The sequence below is a fragment of the Collinsella sp. TM05-37 genome, assembly GCF_003436455.1.
Classification (GTDB): domain Bacteria; phylum Actinomycetota; class Coriobacteriia; order Coriobacteriales; family Coriobacteriaceae; genus Collinsella.
Genome location: NZ_QSPN01000010.1, coordinates 43,978 through 63,461, shown reverse-complemented (window position 1 = coordinate 63,461; position 19,484 = coordinate 43,978). Strand labels below are relative to the sequence as shown.

Annotated in this window: 14 protein-coding genes; 10 read left to right on the top strand and 4 right to left on the bottom strand. The window is 61.1% G+C overall.

Going from position 1 to position 19,484, the window contains the following annotated elements:
• Nucleotides 1–2 precede the first annotated feature (2 nt).
• The 8 genes from DXD48_RS06625 to DXD48_RS06590 all read left to right on the top strand — a co-directional run bounded on the left by DXD48_RS06625 (nt 3) and on the right by DXD48_RS06590 (nt 11,555).
• Nucleotides 3–3,467, top strand: coding sequence for an SNF2-related protein (locus DXD48_RS06625; protein ID WP_117564495.1), 3,465 nt, complete (start codon nt 3–5; stop codon nt 3,465–3,467).
• Between the two features lie 150 nt (nt 3,468–3,617).
• A complete protein-coding gene (locus tag DXD48_RS06620) occupies nt 3,618–3,980 on the top strand; it encodes a desulfoferrodoxin family protein (protein ID WP_089572163.1) in 363 nt (120 codons plus the stop codon).
• A 117-nt stretch (nt 3,981–4,097) separates the two neighbouring features.
• On the top strand, nt 4,098–6,071 hold the full coding sequence (locus DXD48_RS06615; RefSeq protein WP_117564494.1) for a hypothetical protein: 1,974 nt from the start codon (nt 4,098–4,100) through the stop codon (nt 6,069–6,071).
• 294 nt (nt 6,072–6,365) lie between these two features.
• Nucleotides 6,366–6,887 carry a crossover junction endodeoxyribonuclease RuvC gene (gene ruvC / locus DXD48_RS06610; protein ID WP_022095142.1) on the top strand — a complete coding sequence of 174 codons (522 nt, stop codon included), beginning with the start codon at nt 6,366–6,368 and terminating at the stop codon, nt 6,885–6,887.
• On the top strand, nt 6,887–7,507 hold the full coding sequence (gene ruvA / locus DXD48_RS06605; RefSeq protein ID WP_117564493.1) for a Holliday junction branch migration protein RuvA: 621 nt from the start codon (nt 6,887–6,889) through the stop codon (nt 7,505–7,507). Before ruvC ends, ruvA begins: the two co-directional genes overlap by 1 nt.
• Nucleotides 7,507–8,574, top strand: a complete 1,068-nt coding sequence (gene ruvB, locus DXD48_RS06600; RefSeq protein ID WP_022095140.1) for a Holliday junction branch migration DNA helicase RuvB — start codon at nt 7,507–7,509, stop codon at nt 8,572–8,574. The genes ruvA and ruvB overlap by 1 nt, the downstream gene beginning before the upstream one ends.
• Before the next feature lie 144 nt (nt 8,575–8,718).
• Entirely contained in the window at nt 8,719–10,386 is a 1,668-nt protein-coding gene (locus DXD48_RS06595) for a formate--tetrahydrofolate ligase (protein WP_117564492.1), read from the top strand.
• A gap of 179 nt (nt 10,387–10,565) precedes the next feature.
• A complete protein-coding gene (locus tag DXD48_RS06590; RefSeq protein WP_089572154.1) occupies nt 10,566–11,555 on the top strand; it encodes a hypothetical protein in 990 nt (329 codons plus the stop codon).
• Here DXD48_RS06590 and DXD48_RS06585 read toward each other — a convergent pair.
• A complete protein-coding gene (locus tag DXD48_RS06585) occupies nt 11,552–12,748 on the bottom strand; it encodes a cation diffusion facilitator family transporter (protein ID WP_117564491.1) in 1,197 nt (398 codons plus the stop codon). The two genes, DXD48_RS06590 and DXD48_RS06585, sit on opposite strands and share 4 nt — an antisense overlap.
• Before the next feature lie 218 nt (nt 12,749–12,966).
• Here DXD48_RS06585 and DXD48_RS06580 point away from each other — a divergent pair, with 218 nt between their 5' ends.
• Nucleotides 12,967–14,304, top strand: a complete 1,338-nt coding sequence (locus DXD48_RS06580; protein ID WP_117564490.1) for a hypothetical protein — start codon at nt 12,967–12,969, stop codon at nt 14,302–14,304.
• Between the two features lie 57 nt (nt 14,305–14,361).
• On the opposite strand, the gene DXD48_RS06575 is transcribed toward DXD48_RS06580, so the two are convergent.
• A complete protein-coding gene (locus DXD48_RS06575) occupies nt 14,362–15,411 on the bottom strand; it encodes a YhcG family protein (RefSeq protein ID WP_117564489.1) in 1,050 nt (349 codons plus the stop codon).
• A gap of 168 nt (nt 15,412–15,579) precedes the next feature.
• Here DXD48_RS06575 and DXD48_RS06570 point away from each other — a divergent pair, with 168 nt between their 5' ends.
• Nucleotides 15,580–15,849: a hypothetical protein gene (locus tag DXD48_RS06570; protein WP_117564488.1), complete on the top strand. Its 270-nt coding sequence runs from the start codon at nt 15,580–15,582 to the stop codon at nt 15,847–15,849.
• A gap of 94 nt (nt 15,850–15,943) precedes the next feature.
• On the opposite strand, the gene DXD48_RS06565 is transcribed toward DXD48_RS06570, so the two are convergent.
• Entirely contained in the window at nt 15,944–18,442 is a 2,499-nt protein-coding gene (locus DXD48_RS06565) for a phosphatidylinositol-specific phospholipase C (RefSeq protein ID WP_117564487.1), read from the bottom strand.
• A 304-nt stretch (nt 18,443–18,746) separates the two neighbouring features.
• Entirely contained in the window at nt 18,747–19,340 is a 594-nt protein-coding gene (locus DXD48_RS06560; RefSeq protein ID WP_117564486.1) for a hypothetical protein, read from the bottom strand.
• Nucleotides 19,341–19,484 lie beyond the last annotated feature (144 nt).

The following is a 19,484-nucleotide window of genomic DNA, read 5'->3' as shown; positions in this document are numbered from 1 at the left end:
TGATGGCGCAGGGGACGTTTGTGCAGGCGCTTCGCAAAGAGGCGGCGTTGAGCGGCACCTTTATGAAGGGGCGTTCGCTCATGCTTAACGGCGCCGTGCTGTCGATCGAGGACAGCGGCTCGCGCTTCTCCAAAAACGTGACGGTTGAGGGCTCGGTGCGCGGCTCGCGCGGCGACCTGTACAAGACGCACGTGGCGCTCGACATGGACGAGCACGAGGTTATCGACTACGACTGCGACTGCCCCGCCGCATACCGCTATCCCGGTATGTGTAAGCACGCTATTGCCACGGCGCTGGCGTATTTGGATGCCAGCGGCGCCGAGCCCGTCGAAGGTTTGCGCACGCCGGTTCGCACGTTTACGGCGCAGCCGAAACAGCCCGCGCGCGCCGCGTCCGCCGCGCCGGCCGTCAACCCCAACTTTCCCTTCCCGGCGCCCGTCCCCACGAGCCCGAGCCTTGTGGCGGCGCTTTCCGATCTTTCGGACGCGCGCATGGATGAGCTGGCGAGCATGCGCCGCAAGCTTGCCGGTGCCGTTGATCCCGACGCCCCCAAAGCGGCATTGGAGCCCTCGTTGGTGCCGTACTACAATCCGCTGTTCGCTGACCGCTTTAGCTGGGCGCTCGAGTTCCGCATTCGCTGTGGATCGGTCTCCTACGTGGTCAAGGACATCGACGGCATGGCCGATGCCTACGTGCGCGGCGGCACGTTCTCCTATGGCAAGAAGCTCACGTTTGTCCATTCACCTGAGGCCTTTGACGAAACATCGGCAAAGCTGCTCAACCTTGTTGTGACGACAGTTGCCTATCTCGATGACATCACAAGCTCGCGTTCGGCGTCGTACGACTTTGCCCGCAGCGGTTTTGTTGCCGAGCGTCAGTTGCCGCTGTCCGAGCATAGCATCGTATATGTGCTGGACCTGCTGCGCGGCCAGACCATCTCCTTTGAGCCCGCCTGGTCGCGGGGGATGACGACGCATCGCACCTACGACGTGGCGGTTGAGCTGTCTCCGCAAGGGGAGGACGAGGCATCCGCTAAGCGCCCACCGCTGCTTGCCGCCAAAATCGCGCCGGCGGCTGGTGGTAGCTATGACCTGCGCCTGCCCGCCGATATGTACTGCTTTGCGTCGGGCGATGCCGCCTACTTGGTTGACACGCGCCGCGCGCGCCGTACCGACGCTGCATTTGCTCAGCATGCCGCACCTTTTTTGTCGCGCTTGCTGCCGTGCCGCACGCCCGCCCATATTGCCGCCGAGCAGGTGGGTGAGTTCTGCCGTATGGCGCTGCCCATTTTGCGCGACTACACCGACCTCACCGCGCCCGCCGCGCTCGATACCGTGGCACCCGAGCCGAGCTTTGCTATGGCGATCGGTGTCGACGATGGGCTCGTGACCTGCATAATTACGGTTACCTACGGCGATTGGTCGGCGGATCTCTTTAGCCTGGGCGCTCCGGGCAGCCCCTTCGAAGAGCAGCGCCCCGGTGTGCCACCTCGCGACGAGGTGGCGGAGTTTCGCGTTATGGATACAGCGGCCCTGTACTTCGATTTCTACAAGGGCGGTCTGGCGTTTGAGGAGCGCGATGATGAGAGCCTGTTCTGTCTGCTGACCGAGGGTCTGTCCGCCCTGTCCGAGCTGGGTGAGGTCATGCTCAGTGACCGTCTGCGCCAGGTCTCGGTCCGCCCTGCGCCCAAGCTTTCGGTGCGTGCGACCGTCAAGAGTAACCTGCTCGACGTCGAGCTGGGCGCGAGCGGGCTTTCGGCCGCGGACCTTGCCGTCTATCTCGATTCGTACAAGCGCCACCAGACGTTTGCGCGCCTGACGTCCGGCGACATCGTGCGCCTGGATGAGGGAGCGCGCGCCGCGTTTGGCCTTGCCGAAGATCTGGGTGTCGATGCCGTCGACCTGCTCGACGGCGTGTCGCTTCCCGCGTCGAGCACCCTTTTTGTCGATAGCATGCTCGCGCGCACGCCGGCGCTCGAGGCCGATCGCGACGCCGCGTTCCGCCGCACCGTCGAGCGCCTGGACACGCTCGGCAAGATGGACTTTACGGTACCCGCCTCGCTCAAGGCAACGATGCGCGGCTACCAGGTCGACGGATACCAGTGGCTCGGCTCGCTCGAACACCTGGGCCTTGGCGGCATCTTGGCCGACGACATGGGCCTGGGCAAAACGCTCCAGATGATTGCGCATATTCTGGCGCGCGTGGAGGCGGGGGACACCAAGCCCACGCTCGTGGTATGCCCGGCCTCACTCGTGTACAACTGGACCGCCGAGCTGGAGCGCTTTGCCCCGTCGCTCGATGTGTGCGCCATCGTGGGCGCCAAAGCTCAACGTCGTGTACAGATTGCCGGCGTGGCCGAGCATAGCGTGGTTGTGACGTCGTATGATCTTATGCGGCGCGATATCGACGAGTACGTCGAGCAGGATTTTGCCCGCGTGGTGCTCGATGAGGCCCAGTACATTAAAAACCCGCTCACGCAGGTGGCGCGCGCCGCAAAGCGCCTGCCTGCCGGCGTGCGCTTTGCCCTGACGGGCACGCCCATCGAAAACCGCTTGTCCGAGCTTTGGAGCATCTTCGACTTTTTGATGCCGGGCCTTTTGGGGACGCGCGAGTCGTTTGCCAAGCGCTTTGAGAGCCCCGTCGAGCATGCCGAGGGCGATAGCGCCGCTCGCCTGCAGGCGCTCGTGTCGCCGTTTGTGCTGCGCCGTGTTAAGGAAGACGTGGTGGCCGACCTGCCCGAGAAGATCGAGGACACCGTCATGGCACAGCTTACCGGCGAGCAACGCAAGCTCTACCTGGCCAACCAGGACCGCATCGCCCAGCAGGTGCAGCACCGCGAGGCTGGGGAGTTTAAGAAGGACAAGCTCAAGGTGCTCGCCGAGCTCACCAAGCTGCGCCAGATCTGCTGCGACCCGCGTCTACACTACGAGGATTACAAGGCGGGGAGCGCCAAGCTCGATACGTGTATGGAGCTCGTGCACGGCGCACTCGACGGCGGGCATCGCATCCTGTTGTTCAGCCAGTTTACAGGTATGCTCGATATCATCGGTAAGCGCTTGGCCAAGGAGGACATCGCCTTCCTTAAGCTCACGGGCGCTTCGTCTAAGGAGAGCCGCGCCAAGATGGTCGCGCAGTTCCAAGCGGGCGAGGTTCCGGTCTTTTTGATTTCGCTCAAGGCGGGCGGCGTGGGCCTTAACCTGACGGCGGCCGACGTGGTCATCCACTACGACCCGTGGTGGAACGTGGCGGCGCAGGACCAAGCGACCGACCGCGCGCATCGTATTGGCCAGCAACATACCGTGACCGTGTACAAGCTCATCGCCAAGGACACGATCGAGGAGCGCATCATGCAGATGCAGGAGTCCAAACGCGACCTGGTCAACAGCGTGCTCGGCGGCGACGGCATCTCCTCGGCGCTGTTTACCCGCGAAGATGTTCTGGCGCTGCTGGGCGGCGACGGGCGCTAACCCGCTCGGGTGGGGCCGCCAGGGCGGATAGCGCACGCTGCCCCATCGTCCCCGCCCGTTATGTGTTCATTTGCAATGCCGTGGATGGTTTGTCTGCCTTTGGGCATAAGAACCATCAAGAACATTGGCACGTCAGCAAAGGAGAACATCATGGCGAAATTCTTTAAGGACCCCGACGGTAAGCTCATTGCCGCCCTTGGCAACGACGTTGCAACCCCTGCCGGTTGCACGGAACTGACCGCAAACACTGAGGACGCGGCGCACGAGAAGCACGTGCCTGTTGTCGAGACCGAGCGCGACGGTCACGTGATTCGCGCACGCGTTGGCTCGGTCGAGCACCCCAGCCTGCCCGAGCACTATATTGAGTGGATCGCCCTTGAGGCCGAGGGCCGCTTAGAGGTCCATTACCTTGAGCCCGGCATGAAGCCCGCGACGTTTTTTGCCGGCGGTTCCAAGACCGGTACCGTCTATGCCTACTGCAACCTGCACGGGCTGTGGTCCGCGACATTCTAGGAGCGCGCCCCCGCTCGGGGTATCATAGCTAGCATATGCACATGCGAGCGCCGACTGCATCATGCGGCCGGCGCTTTTACTACGATTTCGATGGTTTACGACGGAAAGGGCTGAGCCATGAAGCTCGCGCTTGCACAGATCGATATGCGCCTGGGTGATATTGAGGGCATTTGCGGCCGCATCGAGGACCAGGCTCGTCTGGCCCACGAGCGCGGGGCGCGCGTGCTGTGCGTTCCGGCTCCGCTCTTTATGGGCGCCATGCCCGGGGGCCTGGTGGGCACTGCCGACTTTGAGCACGACATGCTTGCCGGCTTGACTGGTGTCGCCGAGCGTATCCAGGAGCTTGACATGATTTGCATCGTGCCCGCGGCGGTTTCGTTTGAGGGCCAGCCGCTGCTCGACTACATGATGCTCAAGGACGGTCATGTGGTGCCGGCGCGTTCGAGCATTGCCCTGCAGCGTGGTGAGAACAACGACACGCGTTGGGCGCCGCCGGTGTTCGACGTGGACGGCGTGCGCATCGCCGTGATTTTTGACTTGGACCGCGAACTCGAGATGTTGCCGACCGGTGTTGACCTCATTGCGTATTTCCAATTCAACGCGTTTGACATGACCGACCGCGAGACTGCCGCCATTGCCGCCGTACGCAGCGGCGCCTACCGCAAGATCGCATCCAAGCGCAGCGTGTGGTTTGCCTGCATGGCGCCGGTCGGTGCCTATGACGAGTCGGTGTATACCGGCGGTTCGTTTGTGCTCGACGACTGTGGTCGCGTGGTGGCCCAGGCGCCGTGTTTTGAGGAGAGCCTGCTGGTTCAGGAGATTCAGCGCGGCGTGATGCTCGATGCCCTGGAAGATCACGAACTGCCCGAGTTCCGTTCCGAGGAGTGGCTGTGGCAGGCGCTGGTGCTCGCCGTGCGCGACAACGCCCGAGCCCACGGTGCGTCGCGTGCTGTGGTGGCACTCGAGGGCGACTTGCCGTCGTCCCTGCTGGCGGCGCTGACCGTCGACGCTCTGGGCCCGCGTAATGTGATTGGCCTGGTGCTGGGGCGCAACCGTATCTTTACGCCGGCGCAGGAAGAGGCCGAGGCTGCCCGCTGTGCCGCCGTCCGCGCCATCGCCGAGCGTCTGCACATTCGCACCGTCGAGCGCGATGCACCGGATGCGGCGCGTGTGCTCGATCGCGACGTGTCGGCGGGCGATGCCGAGCGTCTGCGCTCGCGCACGCTGGGCCTCATGCTGGAGGACACGGCGCTCGAGCTGGGTGCGATGGCGCTGAGCCCGCTGTCCAAAACCGAGTACGCGCTGGCGGCGCCGGCGCTTTGCGGCGGCTACCAGGGCGATTACGCGCCCTTTGGCGATGTGTACCTGTCGACGCTTGAGTTTGTGGCGCGTGTGCGCAACCGCACGTCTGCCGTGGTGCCCCAAGAGCTCGTGACGCTCAACGCGGTGGAAGATTGTATGGAGCGAGTGCTGGCGCAGGCGCTCTCGACGCTCGACGGTCCGGTCGATATGCTCGACCGCGCGGCACAGCTGCTCGGCGGGCTTGAGCCGGGTGAGGTCGATGGCGCGCTCGAGGCGCACGTGGACCGCAATCGATCTTTCGACGACATCCCGATGGCCGCTGGCAAGCCTGAGGCCTGCTCGCTGCTGCTGATGCTCGTGCGTCAGGGCGAGGCCGCCCGCCGCATGCTGCCGACGGCGTCGATCGTCTCAGCCCGTTCGTTTGTCGAGCGCGCCTGGCCGTACATGCTCGCGTGGTCCGACCTGGGGCTTAACGGCAAGGAGCGTATGACGGTCGATTCGCTGGCGCGCGCCGAGGTGCGCCGTTTTGCTGACGAGGATACGAGCGAGCGCGTGCGAAACGAGATGATGGGCGTGCTGGGCGAGCTACTGGGTATTTCGCCCGAGCAGATGGAGGAGCTGCGCTCCGAGGACGGCCAGCGCCGCCTGCACGAGGGTATGAAGAAGTTTGAGGGCGAGGTCCAGGACGCCATCGATAAGATGATGGGCGGCCAGGGTGGCCCGCAGGGTGGCCCGATGCCGCATCCGCCGGTTGATCCCCGACAGTTCCCCTTTTTCTCTCAAAATTAACTATGGGATAGGGGCAAGGTTACGCGGTTTTGCCAAACCGCGTAACGAGTCGACGCTGCGCGAGCCCCTGCCGGTCAATCTGCCGCTCAAACCGTCGCTTGCGTACAGAAGTACGCGGCGCTCCTCTTTCGCGACACCTTGCCACGGCAGGGACTCGCTCGCTGACTTATGCTCAACCTATGGTTCAACCTTGCTTGCTAGATACGGTCTCTGTTGTGTTATTCTAGAACAGACGTTCGTGAATGATGCTCGGGGCCTTGCCTTGTGCTGTATTTGTGACGAGGGGAGGTTGGCTTGGTCATTTTGGGTATCGACCCCGGTTTGGCCCATACGGGCTGGGGGATTATCGAGGAGCGACGTGGCGAGGTTCGCTGCCGTGCCTACGGTTGTATCGAGACCAGCGCGGGCAGCCCGCTCGCGGTGCGCCTGTCGCATATCGCCCATGACCTTAAGGATGTCGTCGAGCGTTATCGACCCGACACGGCTGCTGTCGAGAGCATCTACTTTGGCGCCAACGTTCGTTCGGCCATCCCCACGGCACATGCCCGCGGCGCTGCGCTTGTGGCGCTTTCGGAGTGCGCGCTCGAGATCGGCGAGTACACGCCTATGCAGATTAAGCAGGCTGTTGTGGGCACCGGAGCCGCGGACAAACGGCAGGTCGCGTATATGGTTCGTACGCTCACGCAGCTCGACCACGACCCGCATCCCGACCATGCCGCCGATGCCCTGGCTTGCGCCATCTGCCACGTAAACCTCAGCCGCACCCGTGCCCTTACCGGTGGCGAGTTCTATCAACAGAGAGGAACCGGATACTGATGATTTCCCAGCTCCATGGAACGCTTGTCGAGGCCACGATGAGCTCGGCCGTCGTCGACGTGTCGGGCGTTGGCTTTGAACTCGGCATCTCGGGCAGCACTGCGGCCACGTTGCCGACGCCCGGCGGCGAGGTCCGCCTCTACACGCGTATGCAGGTGCGCGAGGACGCCATGACACTTTTCGGTTTTTCTTCAAAGGATGAGCGCACGATGTTCGACCGGCTCGTGTCCGTCTCGGGCGTTGGCCCGCGCTTGGCGCTCGCCGTACTTTCCACCTATACCGTGGGACAGCTGTATTCCCTGGTGATGGCCGAGGACGACAAGGGCATGGCCAAGGTGCCCGGCGTGGGCAAAAAGACCGCCCAGCGCCTCATCTTGGAGCTCAAGAGCACCTTTGCCAAGGACAAGGGCTTTGTGCCGGTCGATGCGATCCCCGGTCAGGTTGCGATGCCCGTGCCCGCCGCCGCTCCTTCGGCGATCGATGACGCCCGTGCGGCACTCCTTTCCATGGGCTTTAGCCCGCAGGAGACCGATGTCGCTCTGAGCGGGTATGATGGGCAGGATATGCGTGTCGAGGATTTGCTCGGCGCGGCGCTTAAGCGACTCGGAATGGATGCGTGATGTGGGAAGCCGATGACTCTCAGGACCTGTGGGCGACGCCCGGCAACTCGCCGGCGGCATCCATGGCGCACGGCGAGCGCATGGTGGGCTCGGAGCTGACGGCCGAGGACCTCGATGTCGATCGCACTTTGCGCCCCCAGCGCCTGGACGATTACTGCGGCCAGGAGCATATCAAGCAGAGCCTGCGCGTGTTGATCGAAGCGGCGCAGAGCCGTGGCGAGACGCTCGACCACGTGATCTTCTCGGGCCCTCCGGGTCTGGGCAAGACCACGCTGGCTACGGTTATCGCCAACGAGCTGGGCGCTCAGATCAAGACCACGAGTGGCCCTGCCATCGCGCGCACCGGCGACCTGGCAGCCATCCTTACTAACTTGCAGCCGGGTGATGTGCTGTTTATCGACGAGATCCACCGCCTCAACCGTTCGGTCGAGGAGGTCCTGTACCCCGCGATGGAGGACTTTGCCCTCGATATCGTGATTGGCAAGGGTCCGGCGGCGCGCTCGATTCGCCTGGATATTCCCAAGTTTACGCTGGTGGCGGCAACGACCCGCTCAGGCATGTTGACCGGCCCGTTGCGCGACCGCTTTGGCATTTCATATCGCCTGGATTACTACACGGTCGAGGAACTCGCGCAGATTGTTACGCGCTCGGCGACTATCCTGGGCGTGACGATCGACCATCCCAGTGCACTCGAGATCGGCTCGCGTTCGCGCGGCACGCCACGTCTTGCCAACCGCCTGCTCAAGCGCGTGCGCGATTACGCACAGGTGCGCGGCAACGGCCCCATCGAGCTCGATATCTGTCGCCAGGCGCTCGAGTTCTTCGAGATCGATGAGCTCGGTCTGGACTGGATGGATATTCGCATTTTGGAGACGCTCGCTAAGACGTTCTCCGGTCGTGCCGTGGGACTTACGACCCTTGCCAGCGCGGTGGGCGAGGACCCGGGCACGCTCGAGGATGTCTATGAGCCGTATCTGCTGCAGTGCGGGTTGATGATTCGTACGCCGCAGGGCCGTCAGGCAACCCTTCGCACCTTTGAGCACCTGGGGATTGAACCTACCGTTTAGGGCGCTTTGTTTTGGCGGGCTGTTGGGCTATCGCTGGGCATCGGGTAAACATATCGCCGTTCATCGGTTATGGGTGTTTTACTATTGCGCGCCCGTGCTATGCTGAATTGGTCTTTTTCTCATTCGGTAACGAAAGGACCGCCCATGCCTACTGACATCGAAATCGCACGTTCTGTCACGCCGCTGCCTATTACCGAGGTGGCCAAGAACGCCGGCGTCGACGTTAAGCACCTTATTCCGTACGGCTTCGACAAGGCTAAGGTCGACTATTCGCTGCTCAACGAGCCGACCGATCACCAGGCCAAGCTCGTCCTCGTGACCGCTATCAACCCAACGCCTGCGGGCGAGGGCAAGACCACCACGACCATCGGTCTGGCCGATGGCCTGCGTCGTCGCGGCGTCAAGAGTGCCGTGGCCCTGCGCGAGCCTTCGCTCGGCCCCGTCTTTGGTGTTAAGGGCGGTGCTGCCGGCGGCGGCTGGGCTCAGGTGATCCCCATGGAGGATATCAACCTGCACTTTACCGGCGACTTCCATGCCATCGGTGCTGCCAACAACCTGCTGGCCGCCATGCTCGACAACCATATTCAGCAGGGCAACCAGCTCGGTATCGATGTTAAGCGCATCACCTGGAAGCGCGTCGTCGACATGAACGACCGTCAGCTGCGCCATGTCATCGACGGTATTGGCGGCAAGGCCCAGGGCGTGCCGCGCGAGGACGGCTTCGATATCACCGTTGCCTCCGAGGTCATGGCAATCCTGTGCCTGTCCACGAGCATCAATGACCTCAAGGAGCGCCTGGGCGAGATTGTTGTCGGCTACAGCTATGCCGGCGAGCCCGTTCGCGCCCGTGACCTTAAGGCTCAGGGTGCCATGGCGGCCCTGCTCAAGGATGCGCTCAAGCCCAATCTGGTGCAGACGCTCGAGGGCACGCCCGCGTTTGTCCACGGCGGTCCCTTCGCCAATATTGCCCACGGCTGCAACTCCATCATGGCCACGCGTATGGCGATGCGCTTTGGCGATGTCGCCATTACCGAGGCCGGCTTCGGTGCCGATCTGGGTGCCGAGAAGTTCCTCGACATCAAGTGCCGCATGACGGGCGTTCGCCCCAGCGCCGTCGTGGTCGTCGCCACCGCTCGTGCGCTGAAGTACAACGGTGGCGTCGCCAAGGCCGACCTCAACGAGGAGAACCTCGAGGCACTCAAGGCCGGCATGCCCAACCTGCTGCGTCACGTCGACAACATCCAGAACGTTTATGGTCTGCCCTGCGTAGTCGCCATCAACCGCTTCCCGACGGACACCGAGGCCGAGCTTGCGCTCATCGAGTCCGAGTGTCAGAAGCTCGGTGTCAACGTTAAGCTTTCCGAGGTCTGGGCCAAGGGCGGCGAGGGCGCGCTCGAGCTTGCCGATGAGGTCATGCGTCTGATTGAGCAGCCGAGCGAGCTCAAGTTTGCCTATGAGGACGGCGCCGATGTGGCCGACGCTCTTGAGGCCATTGCCACCAAGGTCTACCGCGCCGACGGCGTTGACTTTACGCCGGCCGCCAAGCGCCAGCTCGCCGAGCTGCGCGAGAACGGCTTTGGCAACCTGCCGGTGTGCGTGGCCAAGACGCAGTACAGCTTTAGCGACAACGCCAAGGCCCTGGGCGCTCCCGAGAACTTCCGCATCACGGTGCGTGAGCTCAAGGTTTCCGCCGGTGCCCACTTTGTGGTCGCGCTGACTGGCAGTGTTCTGACCATGCCGGGCCTGCCCAAGGTCCCCGCGGCCGAGAACATCGACGTCGACAACGACGGCAACATTACCGGCCTGTTCTAAGTCTGCTGTCCATAGCTGCTAGCCCGCCCCGCCGTGCCCGCAAGGCCCGGCGTGGCTTTTTTATCCTTAGGCCCGCGCATGTCTTGTAGATACCGACGGGCTCTGCCCATCATAGGCTTTTGCGCGGGTAGAATGCATGGATAACTTGAGGCTCACGCGCGACGGAAAGGAATCGTTGCATGGATCAGGACAAGACAACCGTGATGGGCGGCTACGGTTCTGCGCAGGCTGGCGATAGCGCCGATGCGACCCGCGTTGTTCCCAACCCCGGTTATACCGACCCCGCCGCGACGCAGCCTTCTGCCGAGCCAACCCGGGTTATGGGCTATGGCGACACAGCGCGGGATTCTTATGCTGTATCTTCGCAAGGCCCCTATGGCAACGCAGCTCCGGACCCGTTTGATTACGCGCCGCAGGATTCTTATGCCGCCTCGACGCCGAATCCCTATGATGACCTGCCGCAAAATCCCATTCCGCAGCCTCAGCAGACGACGTATATGCCTCGCACGGCGCAGTCTCGCTACGAGTCGCGCGAGCCGTATCGCGAGTACCCCAAGTCGATTCCGCAATATGGCGAGGACGAGGAGAAGAAGCCGTCGCGTTCGTCGAGCGTGATCAAGAAGATCCTCATCGTGCTGGCGATCTTCTTTGCGCTGTCGGTTGTGTTTGCCATTGTGTCGGGCATGCTCAACAAGCGAGGGAGTTCAACGGCCGATACCGCTGCCGAGCAAACCGAGTCCGCCTCGTCTAGCACCGTCGATCTGAGCGATATCCCGGGGCAGTACTGGTCCAACGCCAAGAAACTTCTCAAGTCGCGCGGCGCCAATCTTTCGAATGCCGTGGTCCTGACTGATGATGGCTCAACGCCCGTCATCGATGCCAACTGGGTCGTTACTTCTGCTTACTATAACGACAGCGGCAACCTCGAAATTCAACTCACGCACAAGAATAGCTCGGGCAACTCGCCCGACGGCCAAAGCGGTACCGACAGCTCGAGTTCCAATACGCTGGAGGACTTGAGCAACAAGGCACAGGAGTTGGGAGACAAGGCGCAAGAGCTGGGCGATACGGCACAAAACCTGGGCGACACCGCGCAGAACTTGGGCGACATGGCGACGGGTGCCTGGAATGCACTGCAAAACGGCATCTCGGGCGCGCAGGGAAACTAGCTGTTAAGCGGGCTACAGCTGTTCAGCCGACGGTCGGGCGAGCTAAAGCCCGAGTCAAACGTAACGACGCATGAGGCATTGGGTCGGCGCTCGTGCACGATGCGCGTGACGAGCTCCAGCAGCTCCTCGTCGGATATGTCAAAGCCGTCGGGGCGCACCAGGTCAAACGAAACGAACCCGTCGTGCTCGTGCAGGTCGTGGATGGAGAGCGCGGGGTCGATCTGCATAACGCCGCGCTTGACCCAGCCGCGCAAATCATCGCCGGTTGTCGCGATGGGGTCGCAGTGCAGCGTGATGCCAATGCCCATCTGGCGCTTGATGTCGTGCTCGATGGTGTCCAGGATCTCGTGGTGCTCAAATGCGTCGCCCTCGCCGGGCATCTCCACGTGAGCGCTGGCAAACTGACGACCGGGGCCGTAGTCGTGCACCATCAGGTCGTGTGTGCCCAAGACCTGCGGATAGGACATGATCTTGTCGCGGATTGCCTGGACGAGCTTGGGGTCGGGCGCTTGCCCCAGCAACGGGCTGATGGCGTCGCGCACTAGGCCCATGCCGCTGATGCAGATGAAGATGCCCACACCCAGGCCTGCCCAGCCATCGAGGTCAAAGCCGGTCGTCTGCGAAATAAGCGCCGCCACCAAGACCGAGCCCGAGGTGATGACGTCGTTTTTGGAGTCCTGTGCTGTGGCAATGAGTGTTTCGGAATCGATACGGTTGCCCAGCGCGCGGTTGAATGCGGCCATCCAGAGCTTAACGAGCATGGATGTAGCCAGTGCCGCAAGGGAAACGAGCGTGTAAGCGGTGGGGGAAGGCTTGATGATCTTGGTGACCGACTCGAGGATCAGGTTGATGCCGACGGCGCAAACCAGGACGGCGACAAACAAGCCGGCGAGGTACTCGTAGCGGCCGTGGCCATAGGGGTGGCCTTCGTCTGCCGGGCGGCTGGCGAGGCGGAACCCGAGCAGGCTCACGATGTTGCTCGAGGCATCGGAGAGGTTGTTGAAAGCGTCGGCGATGAGGGAGACGGAGCCAGCGAGCAGGCCCGCGATGCCCTTGGCCAGGCACAAGGTGATGTTGAGGCCAATGCAGATGAGGCTTGCGGCGAAGCCCGCGTTGGTGCGGCGGGAGGTATCGACCGGCTCGCCCTCGCTGCCGGGAACAAGCGTATGTACCAGCCGATTTACAAATAGCATAGCGGTCGTCCTCACAATCATGTTTAAGGGGATAGTGTAGCTCGCGCGGGGGCGCCGTGCACCGATACTCAGAAAATGCAGCAATAGTCTGCCGGTGCTAACGAGCGAGCCTTCTCGTCTGCCTGGGTGGTCCATTTTGGGCCACATGGGTATGGGCACGTGCTTACCTGCCCAACATACTTAATGTCGACAGCCCCAGTGCAAAGGAGGACGTATTCATGGACGAGATGTTTGCCATTAAATGCCAAAACTGCGGCGGCCCTATGTACTCACACCAGGCTAAACGCAGCTTTGAGTGCGCCTATTGCGGCACGGTCGTTCCGTGGCAGGCCGATGCGGGGGAGCCCAAGAGCGCCCTGGGCATTCGCCATACGCCACTGACGGTTGTCGATGGGCTGCTTAAGCTCACGCATGTGTCGCAGCTCGAGCGCCCGGTGGACCCCGACTGGTATTTCTTTAATGAGCACTGGCGCAATCAGTCGGTTCTGGAGCATCTGCTGTGGGAAGACCGCGGCACGGCGCAGGAGTTCCAAGAAGCCACGCACGTGAGCATTCCCTGCCCCTTCTGCGGCGCGTCCTTTGAGGGCGAGTCAACGCAGCGTGTGTTTGAGTGCCCGTCCTGCGGCAACAAGATCGGCATTGCCGACCTGCTCAAGCCCGGTACGTTTAGCAAACGTCTGACCATGGGCGTGGGTGCGGAGTATGTGCCGGAGCAGGGTATTCCCTGCGAAATCTCACCGCAGCAGGCACGTGCCAACGCGCTGCAGCTGGTGCGCCAGTACCCGGATGCCTTTGCCGGGCACGACGTGGAAGACGCGATCCAAAACGACATGATGCTCTTCTATTTCCCCATGGCGCTGGCGGACCTGCGTATGATGGCGAGCTTCCCGGGCAAGGGCCTGAGCAAGGAGACCTTGGTGTACTACGAGGTACTCGATTGGGCGTATCCGCGGGCAAACTACCTGGACGTTCGTCTTATGGGCATTTTGGAGCCGTGGGACTTTGGCAAGGTGGGGCCGTTCGATCCTGCCATGCAGGAGGGCGACTTTCGCGTTGTCTCCGTCGATGCATCTACCAAGGACCAGGTGGTCATTGATAAGCTGGCGCTCGACATTGCCGGCAACGATGCCGAGGCGGTACTGGGGCTCAATAAAAAGAGCATTCGCATGTGGGCGCGCAAGGCCCGCAAGCAAAAGGACGGTCTGGTGATGGTGCCGGTCTACTTTGTCGATCGTCCGGCGACGGATAGCCGCGACGGCGAGCAGGTGCGCATCGCCGTGAACGGCCAGACGGGCCGCGCGGCCGCGGTGGTGTTTAGCGACAAGCGCGAGACGCATATCGTGGCGCCGCTCAACCTGAGCCTTCATCTGTCCGGCGAGAGCACCGTGCACGCCACGCCCATCGAGGTCAAATACGTTAAGTCGCCGTTTCTGTACCAGATCGTGCGCCGTGGAGGCGGCGAGCAACCGCGCCAGGTTGCAGCCGCCGTCGAGGGTTCCTACCGAGAAGAAAAGCCCAAACGCAAGGGCTTGCTCGCTGCGATCTTTGGGAAGTAGGGAAGCGCAGCGCGGGACGGCTCACAGGCGTGCGGGCGTTTCGGTCGCAACGTGCTGCTACCCTTGCGTTTCGCCATTGGTCGCTTCGTTGATGGCGCGGTACTCGGCACTCAGCTCGCGCGCCAGCTCTTCCTTGCTTGGAAGATACGGCAGGTATTTGGCGGCAAACACTTGGTCGTTGTCTTCGGGCAGCGTGTACTCGACGATCGAATCGCTTTTGTCCGCGCAGAGCACGATGCCTATGGGCGGATTGTCGCCTTCGTTCATGAGCTCACGCGTGTAGTAGTTCACATACATTTGCATCTGGCCCAGGTCCTGATGCGTAAGGTCATCGGTCTTAAGGTCGATGAGCACGAAGCAGCGCATCAGATAGTTGTAAAAAACAAGGTCAATATAGAAATGGCGCCCATCAAAGGTGATGCGCTTTTGGCGCGCCTCGAAAGCGAAGCCACGGCCAAGCTCCAGCAGGAACTTCTGAAGATGTGTGATGAGCGCCTGCTCTAGATCGCTCTCGCGAAACGCAGTATCGTCCGAGAAACCTAAAAACTCCAGTACATATGGATCGCGGATGATATCCTCGGGGCGACGAGCTGGGGCGCTCTTTTGGATTTCTTGGGTGACAGCCTCCTTGTCTTTGCTGGCAAGTAGGCGCTCGCGGAACATGGTGTTGATCTGGCGTTCGAGCTGGCGCGTGCTCCAGCGAGAGTCGGCGCATTCGTTCATGTACCAGGTGCGAGCTTCGGGGTCAGGAATGCGTATTAACCTGCGGTAATGTGTCCAGCTCAATTCGGGACGCAGTGAGTCCCGAATTGGAAATGCAAGATAGAACTGACGCATTTTGCGCAGCTCTCTTGCTCCAAAACCTTTACCAAAATCCTTGGTAAGTCTGATTGCGAGGGCCTTGAGCAGCGCCTCTCCATACTTGGCGCGCTCCTCTCCGCCCTGCTCATCAACTATGCTCTTGCCGATCTCCCAATACGCCTCAACCATCGCAAAGTTAACGGCGGTATAGGCCTTGTCGCGAGCGGCGTTGAGAATCGAGGAAACCTGCTTGTAAAAACCTTCGGGCACGATTGCCGATTCTCCACGGTTTACCAGTTCGCCCATCACTGTCGCCCCACTTTCCTCTTGTGGAATGCATCTTTATCGCATCTAGTTTAAAGCCTCGCGCGGACACGAATTGCTGTGCTGTCTGGCACCTTCGCATGGGAGCCTTGCGGTGACTAAAATGTGACCATAAAGGCAGTTTTAGCGAACCCCACGGGAGTGACATGCATGGACAAGAACACGCTGCTATTCCAGGATAAAGGTTCGGGTAGGTTTAAAGACGTCAAGATCTACCCTAACCGTATTGAGGTGCTCAAGAAGGGCACGTTTGGTGGCAAGCACACCGAGATTGTTTACCTTAAGGACATCACTGGGGTCAACAGGATCAAGGGTCGCGACGTTTTCCTGCGCAATCGACTGTTAACCGCTTGCGTCTTTAGTCTGAGCAGTCGTGCGAAGGCCCAGGAGTTTGTTAACGCGCTGAACATGGTGATGTAGCCCATGGCGGCGTTCGGGCCAAGGTAAAAATCGGGGGCACAGAACGGTGTCCTGCGCCCCCGATTGAGTCGATGTGTCTAAAAGGCGGGCTTGCCTACTCGCTGTCGTCCCCAGCGTTGTCGCGGTCACTGGCAAGCATTGCTGCACCTGCGACCGTTGTCGCCACGGCGGCGGCAGCGAGCCCGGCGGCAACGCCAGAGCTGTCGCCCGTGTCGGCGAGCTTTCCGCCCGAGCCCTTGCCCTGGCCTCTCTTGTTGCTCTTGCCGTTCTTGTCGGCGCCGCCTGCGTTGGAACCCGTGTCGCTGCCGGTGCCGCCCGCACTGCCCGAGGCCGCTACGGTAAAGCTTGCGGCTCCGTCGCTGGCGAGCGTGTAGTTCTGCGCCGCGTCGCCCAAGAGACCGTTCACGCGCACCCAGTACGTTCCTGCGGCAAATGTTTCGCCCTCGGCCATTGCCGTGCCCGGAGCGCCGTCCGCGTCGTGCACAAACTCGAGCTGGGCCGTGCAGGCATCGGTTTCGAGCTTGCCCTCGAGTGATGCCGCAATCTTGGCGCGCACGTCTTCGCCGGCCTTAAGGCCTTCGAGTCCCTCAAAATGGGGCGTCAGCGCGCGTGGATCGATATCGATGGGCACAGAGCCCTGCAGCCCCGTAACGGTCTCGTTGCCCAGGGCGTCGACATCCACGTATTCAATGGCAAACGCATGGCCCGAAGCTGTCGCGTTGAGCGCGTTGCTGCTGTCAGCAAGGCGGAAATGACCCTCGCCAACGGTCTTGCCATCCTGGAATGAGGCATCGCTCAGCGAGTCGCCGTACGTCATGCGCATGCGGGTCGGGAGATAGTACGGGAGATAGTACGAAGCCGTCTGCTTGTGCTCCGTATCGTAATTGCGCTGGTAGATGCTCCGGGCCAGCGCCGCATCAACAAAGTCGGATGCGATGATGCCAATGTGCTTGAGGTAATCTGACTTTGTATCCTCGGTGCCGCTGGGGTTGATGTACGGGCTCTTATACGGATGCTCGTTGACTACTCGTGCCGAGGTAAAAGGATTGCCTCCGTGCGACAAGCCCGTGCAGCTGGTGTAGTTGATAGACCAGCAGCGCTCCAGGACTTGCTCCTTGGCCCCGTTATCGTCCTCGACATCTACCTCGTTGCGCGTGCGCCCGGTCGTTTCCTTCAGCGCATTATCGACCCAGCTGAGCTTGTCGGTTCCCGTGAGTTTGTACTTGTCCTGGGCGTATACCTTGGTGCAATAGGGCTCTTTGTCGCCTGTTTCCCCCGCGGCTTCAAAGCCCCGCGCGTCTTGGACGAGACACATAGTGGCGCTGTCGGAGTGAGCCTTGATCTTGTCATCCCATTCGGTAAGGTCGAGGCCCCACGTGTGGCCGCTTACACTGTTGCCGGCGAGCCTAAATCGACGCAGCAGAACGATCTTTCCGCGCACCTCGTGTAGCGCGGGGATTCGGCTCGACGTATAGAACAGTTTGGGGTTGTCGTCCAAAACCTTGGCGAAAGCCGTCGTAACACTTTCGTCGGTAGCCTCGTCGTTGCCTCGTGATACAAGCATGATGAGCGCTTCTGTCGGGTTTTCGTTCAAAAACGTTTTGAAGTAGCCTATGACATCGGAAAGATGCATAAAGTACGCGTCTTTTTTGAGCAGGTAGTAATCCCCGTGGTCGATACCGGGGTCGTCGCCCTTTCCGAGCCGGATATCAAAATAGCGAATGCCTTCGAGCAACTGCGTGGGAATGTAATCCTGCTGGCATTTTACTTGCGAGGATTGGGGCTCAGTGTCGTTGTCCACGCTGCAGGTGCCCGAATCGTGCGTACCCGGGATGCTCAGCTCGTCGAGGAACTTGTTGTCGTCGACGTATTTCATCCAACATGGCCCATCGACGTAGCTGCTGTACGTGATCCAGTCGAGGCTGCTAACCGTGGCATCGTTCTTTTTCATGTCGTAACCGATAAGTTCGAGCTCCCACGGAATGCTCTTACTCTTATGGCAGATCTTATTGTTGTCCTGGTCTTCGCCGTTCGATTCTATTGCCAGGTACTTAATGTCTTTTTTCTCGGTTTCTTTCTCGACCGTGCGGTCTCGGATGATATAGGTTCCGTTTGATTGACGCTCGAACGCAAAAGCGCGGCTGGGCTTGTTGTCATACTCGCCGCCCCATACGTGGATGACCTTTCCATCTTTGTCAGAGTCGTCGTCGACCGACCAAATGCTGTAGCCCGTCTTTTTATGCTCTTCGAAATTGAGCAAGGTGCGGATAGCATACCAGTTTGTATCGTCATTCTTGGTCGTTACGTTCTCAAGGATGAGCTTGCTGGACGTGCCGTCGTTAAACAGGTGGCAGACGTTGCCGCGAACGTTGCCGTCTTGGTTGACGCTCGCGGTGCGAAAATAGCCCGCGGGGCGAAGGCGAATGACGAAATTGTCGAGGCTGACTGACGCTGTGGCAGCGTCTTCTGCAAATGCCGCGCGCACGGGAAGGCCCAATCCCGCGGTTTCGGGCAGGCTTACAAATGGCGACAATGCTGCGAGTCCTAGGCCCAACGTGAATGCTCGACGGCTGATGGCGTGGTGTTCGGTCATAACTCCTCCGTTCGCAGGGTGCGGTTATGCACTCATTTTGTTCACTATACTGCCCGGATGTCTAAACGTGTTGGCTTAATTGTCTGCGTGGCGCCATAAATCGGCGGGCGGACGCGTTGGGGCGCTTGTCTATTTGTGCTGCTACCGCGCTGGGGGTGGTTTTGCCGCCCGGCACCCTCGCGTTCGCCGGCTATCGGCATAAGAAAAGGAGGGTCGGTTTACCGGCCCTCCCTGGGTACGAAGCGCTGGGGTACCGTCGCTTGTTTGCTCTGCGACCGTGTTTCCCGTTGCGCTCGCCAGTCGCTTAGCGCTTGATCTCGATATCGTCGAGCTTGACGTCCATGGCCTCGGTCTTGGCCTTGGCAATGTCATCGGCAAACTCCAGAGACTTCATCATGGTCTCGACGGCGTCCTTGTGCTCCTCGACATTGTCGATGCTCACGTAAACGCTGCCGCCGCCTGCTTCGGTGAAGTACTCAGTCGTTACGCCGCCCGAGTGTGTATAGGAAGCGTTGCGCCAAGTCTTGCCGTTGTACTTGACGGGATCATTCTCGGTCCACTCAAAGTTGGCCTTCCATTTGGCCTCGTAGCCGAACAGCTCGTCAGCGTTCTTGTCAGAGTCGAAGACAGGGATGAAGCGATCGCTGGCGTGCTCGCTCTCGGTGAACTTAAACTGGGCCCTGTCGGCGGTGTCGCCGGCAACGTCGGTGATCTCGACGCCCTCGGGCACCTCGACCTTAAACCAAATGAAGTCGGTCCTCATATCCACGGCTGGCTTTTCTGCGCCGCCGCCACCGCCACTGCCGGTAGCGCCGCCGCTTCCGCCGCAACCCACCAGGGCAACCGCGGCAAGGAGACTGATGCAGAGTGTGAGAATCGCAAAGGCCTTCTTTTTCATGGTCGTGTCCTCCTCGATCTGTAACCGCCCATGGATTACCTGCCTTTACTGTACGCGTGGACGGCTCGCTAGGGTGGGCCATGTGTCCCATTCTGAGGGCCGGATTTGCGCCGACAAGTGGCAATATGCGCGGGTCCAAAAGAG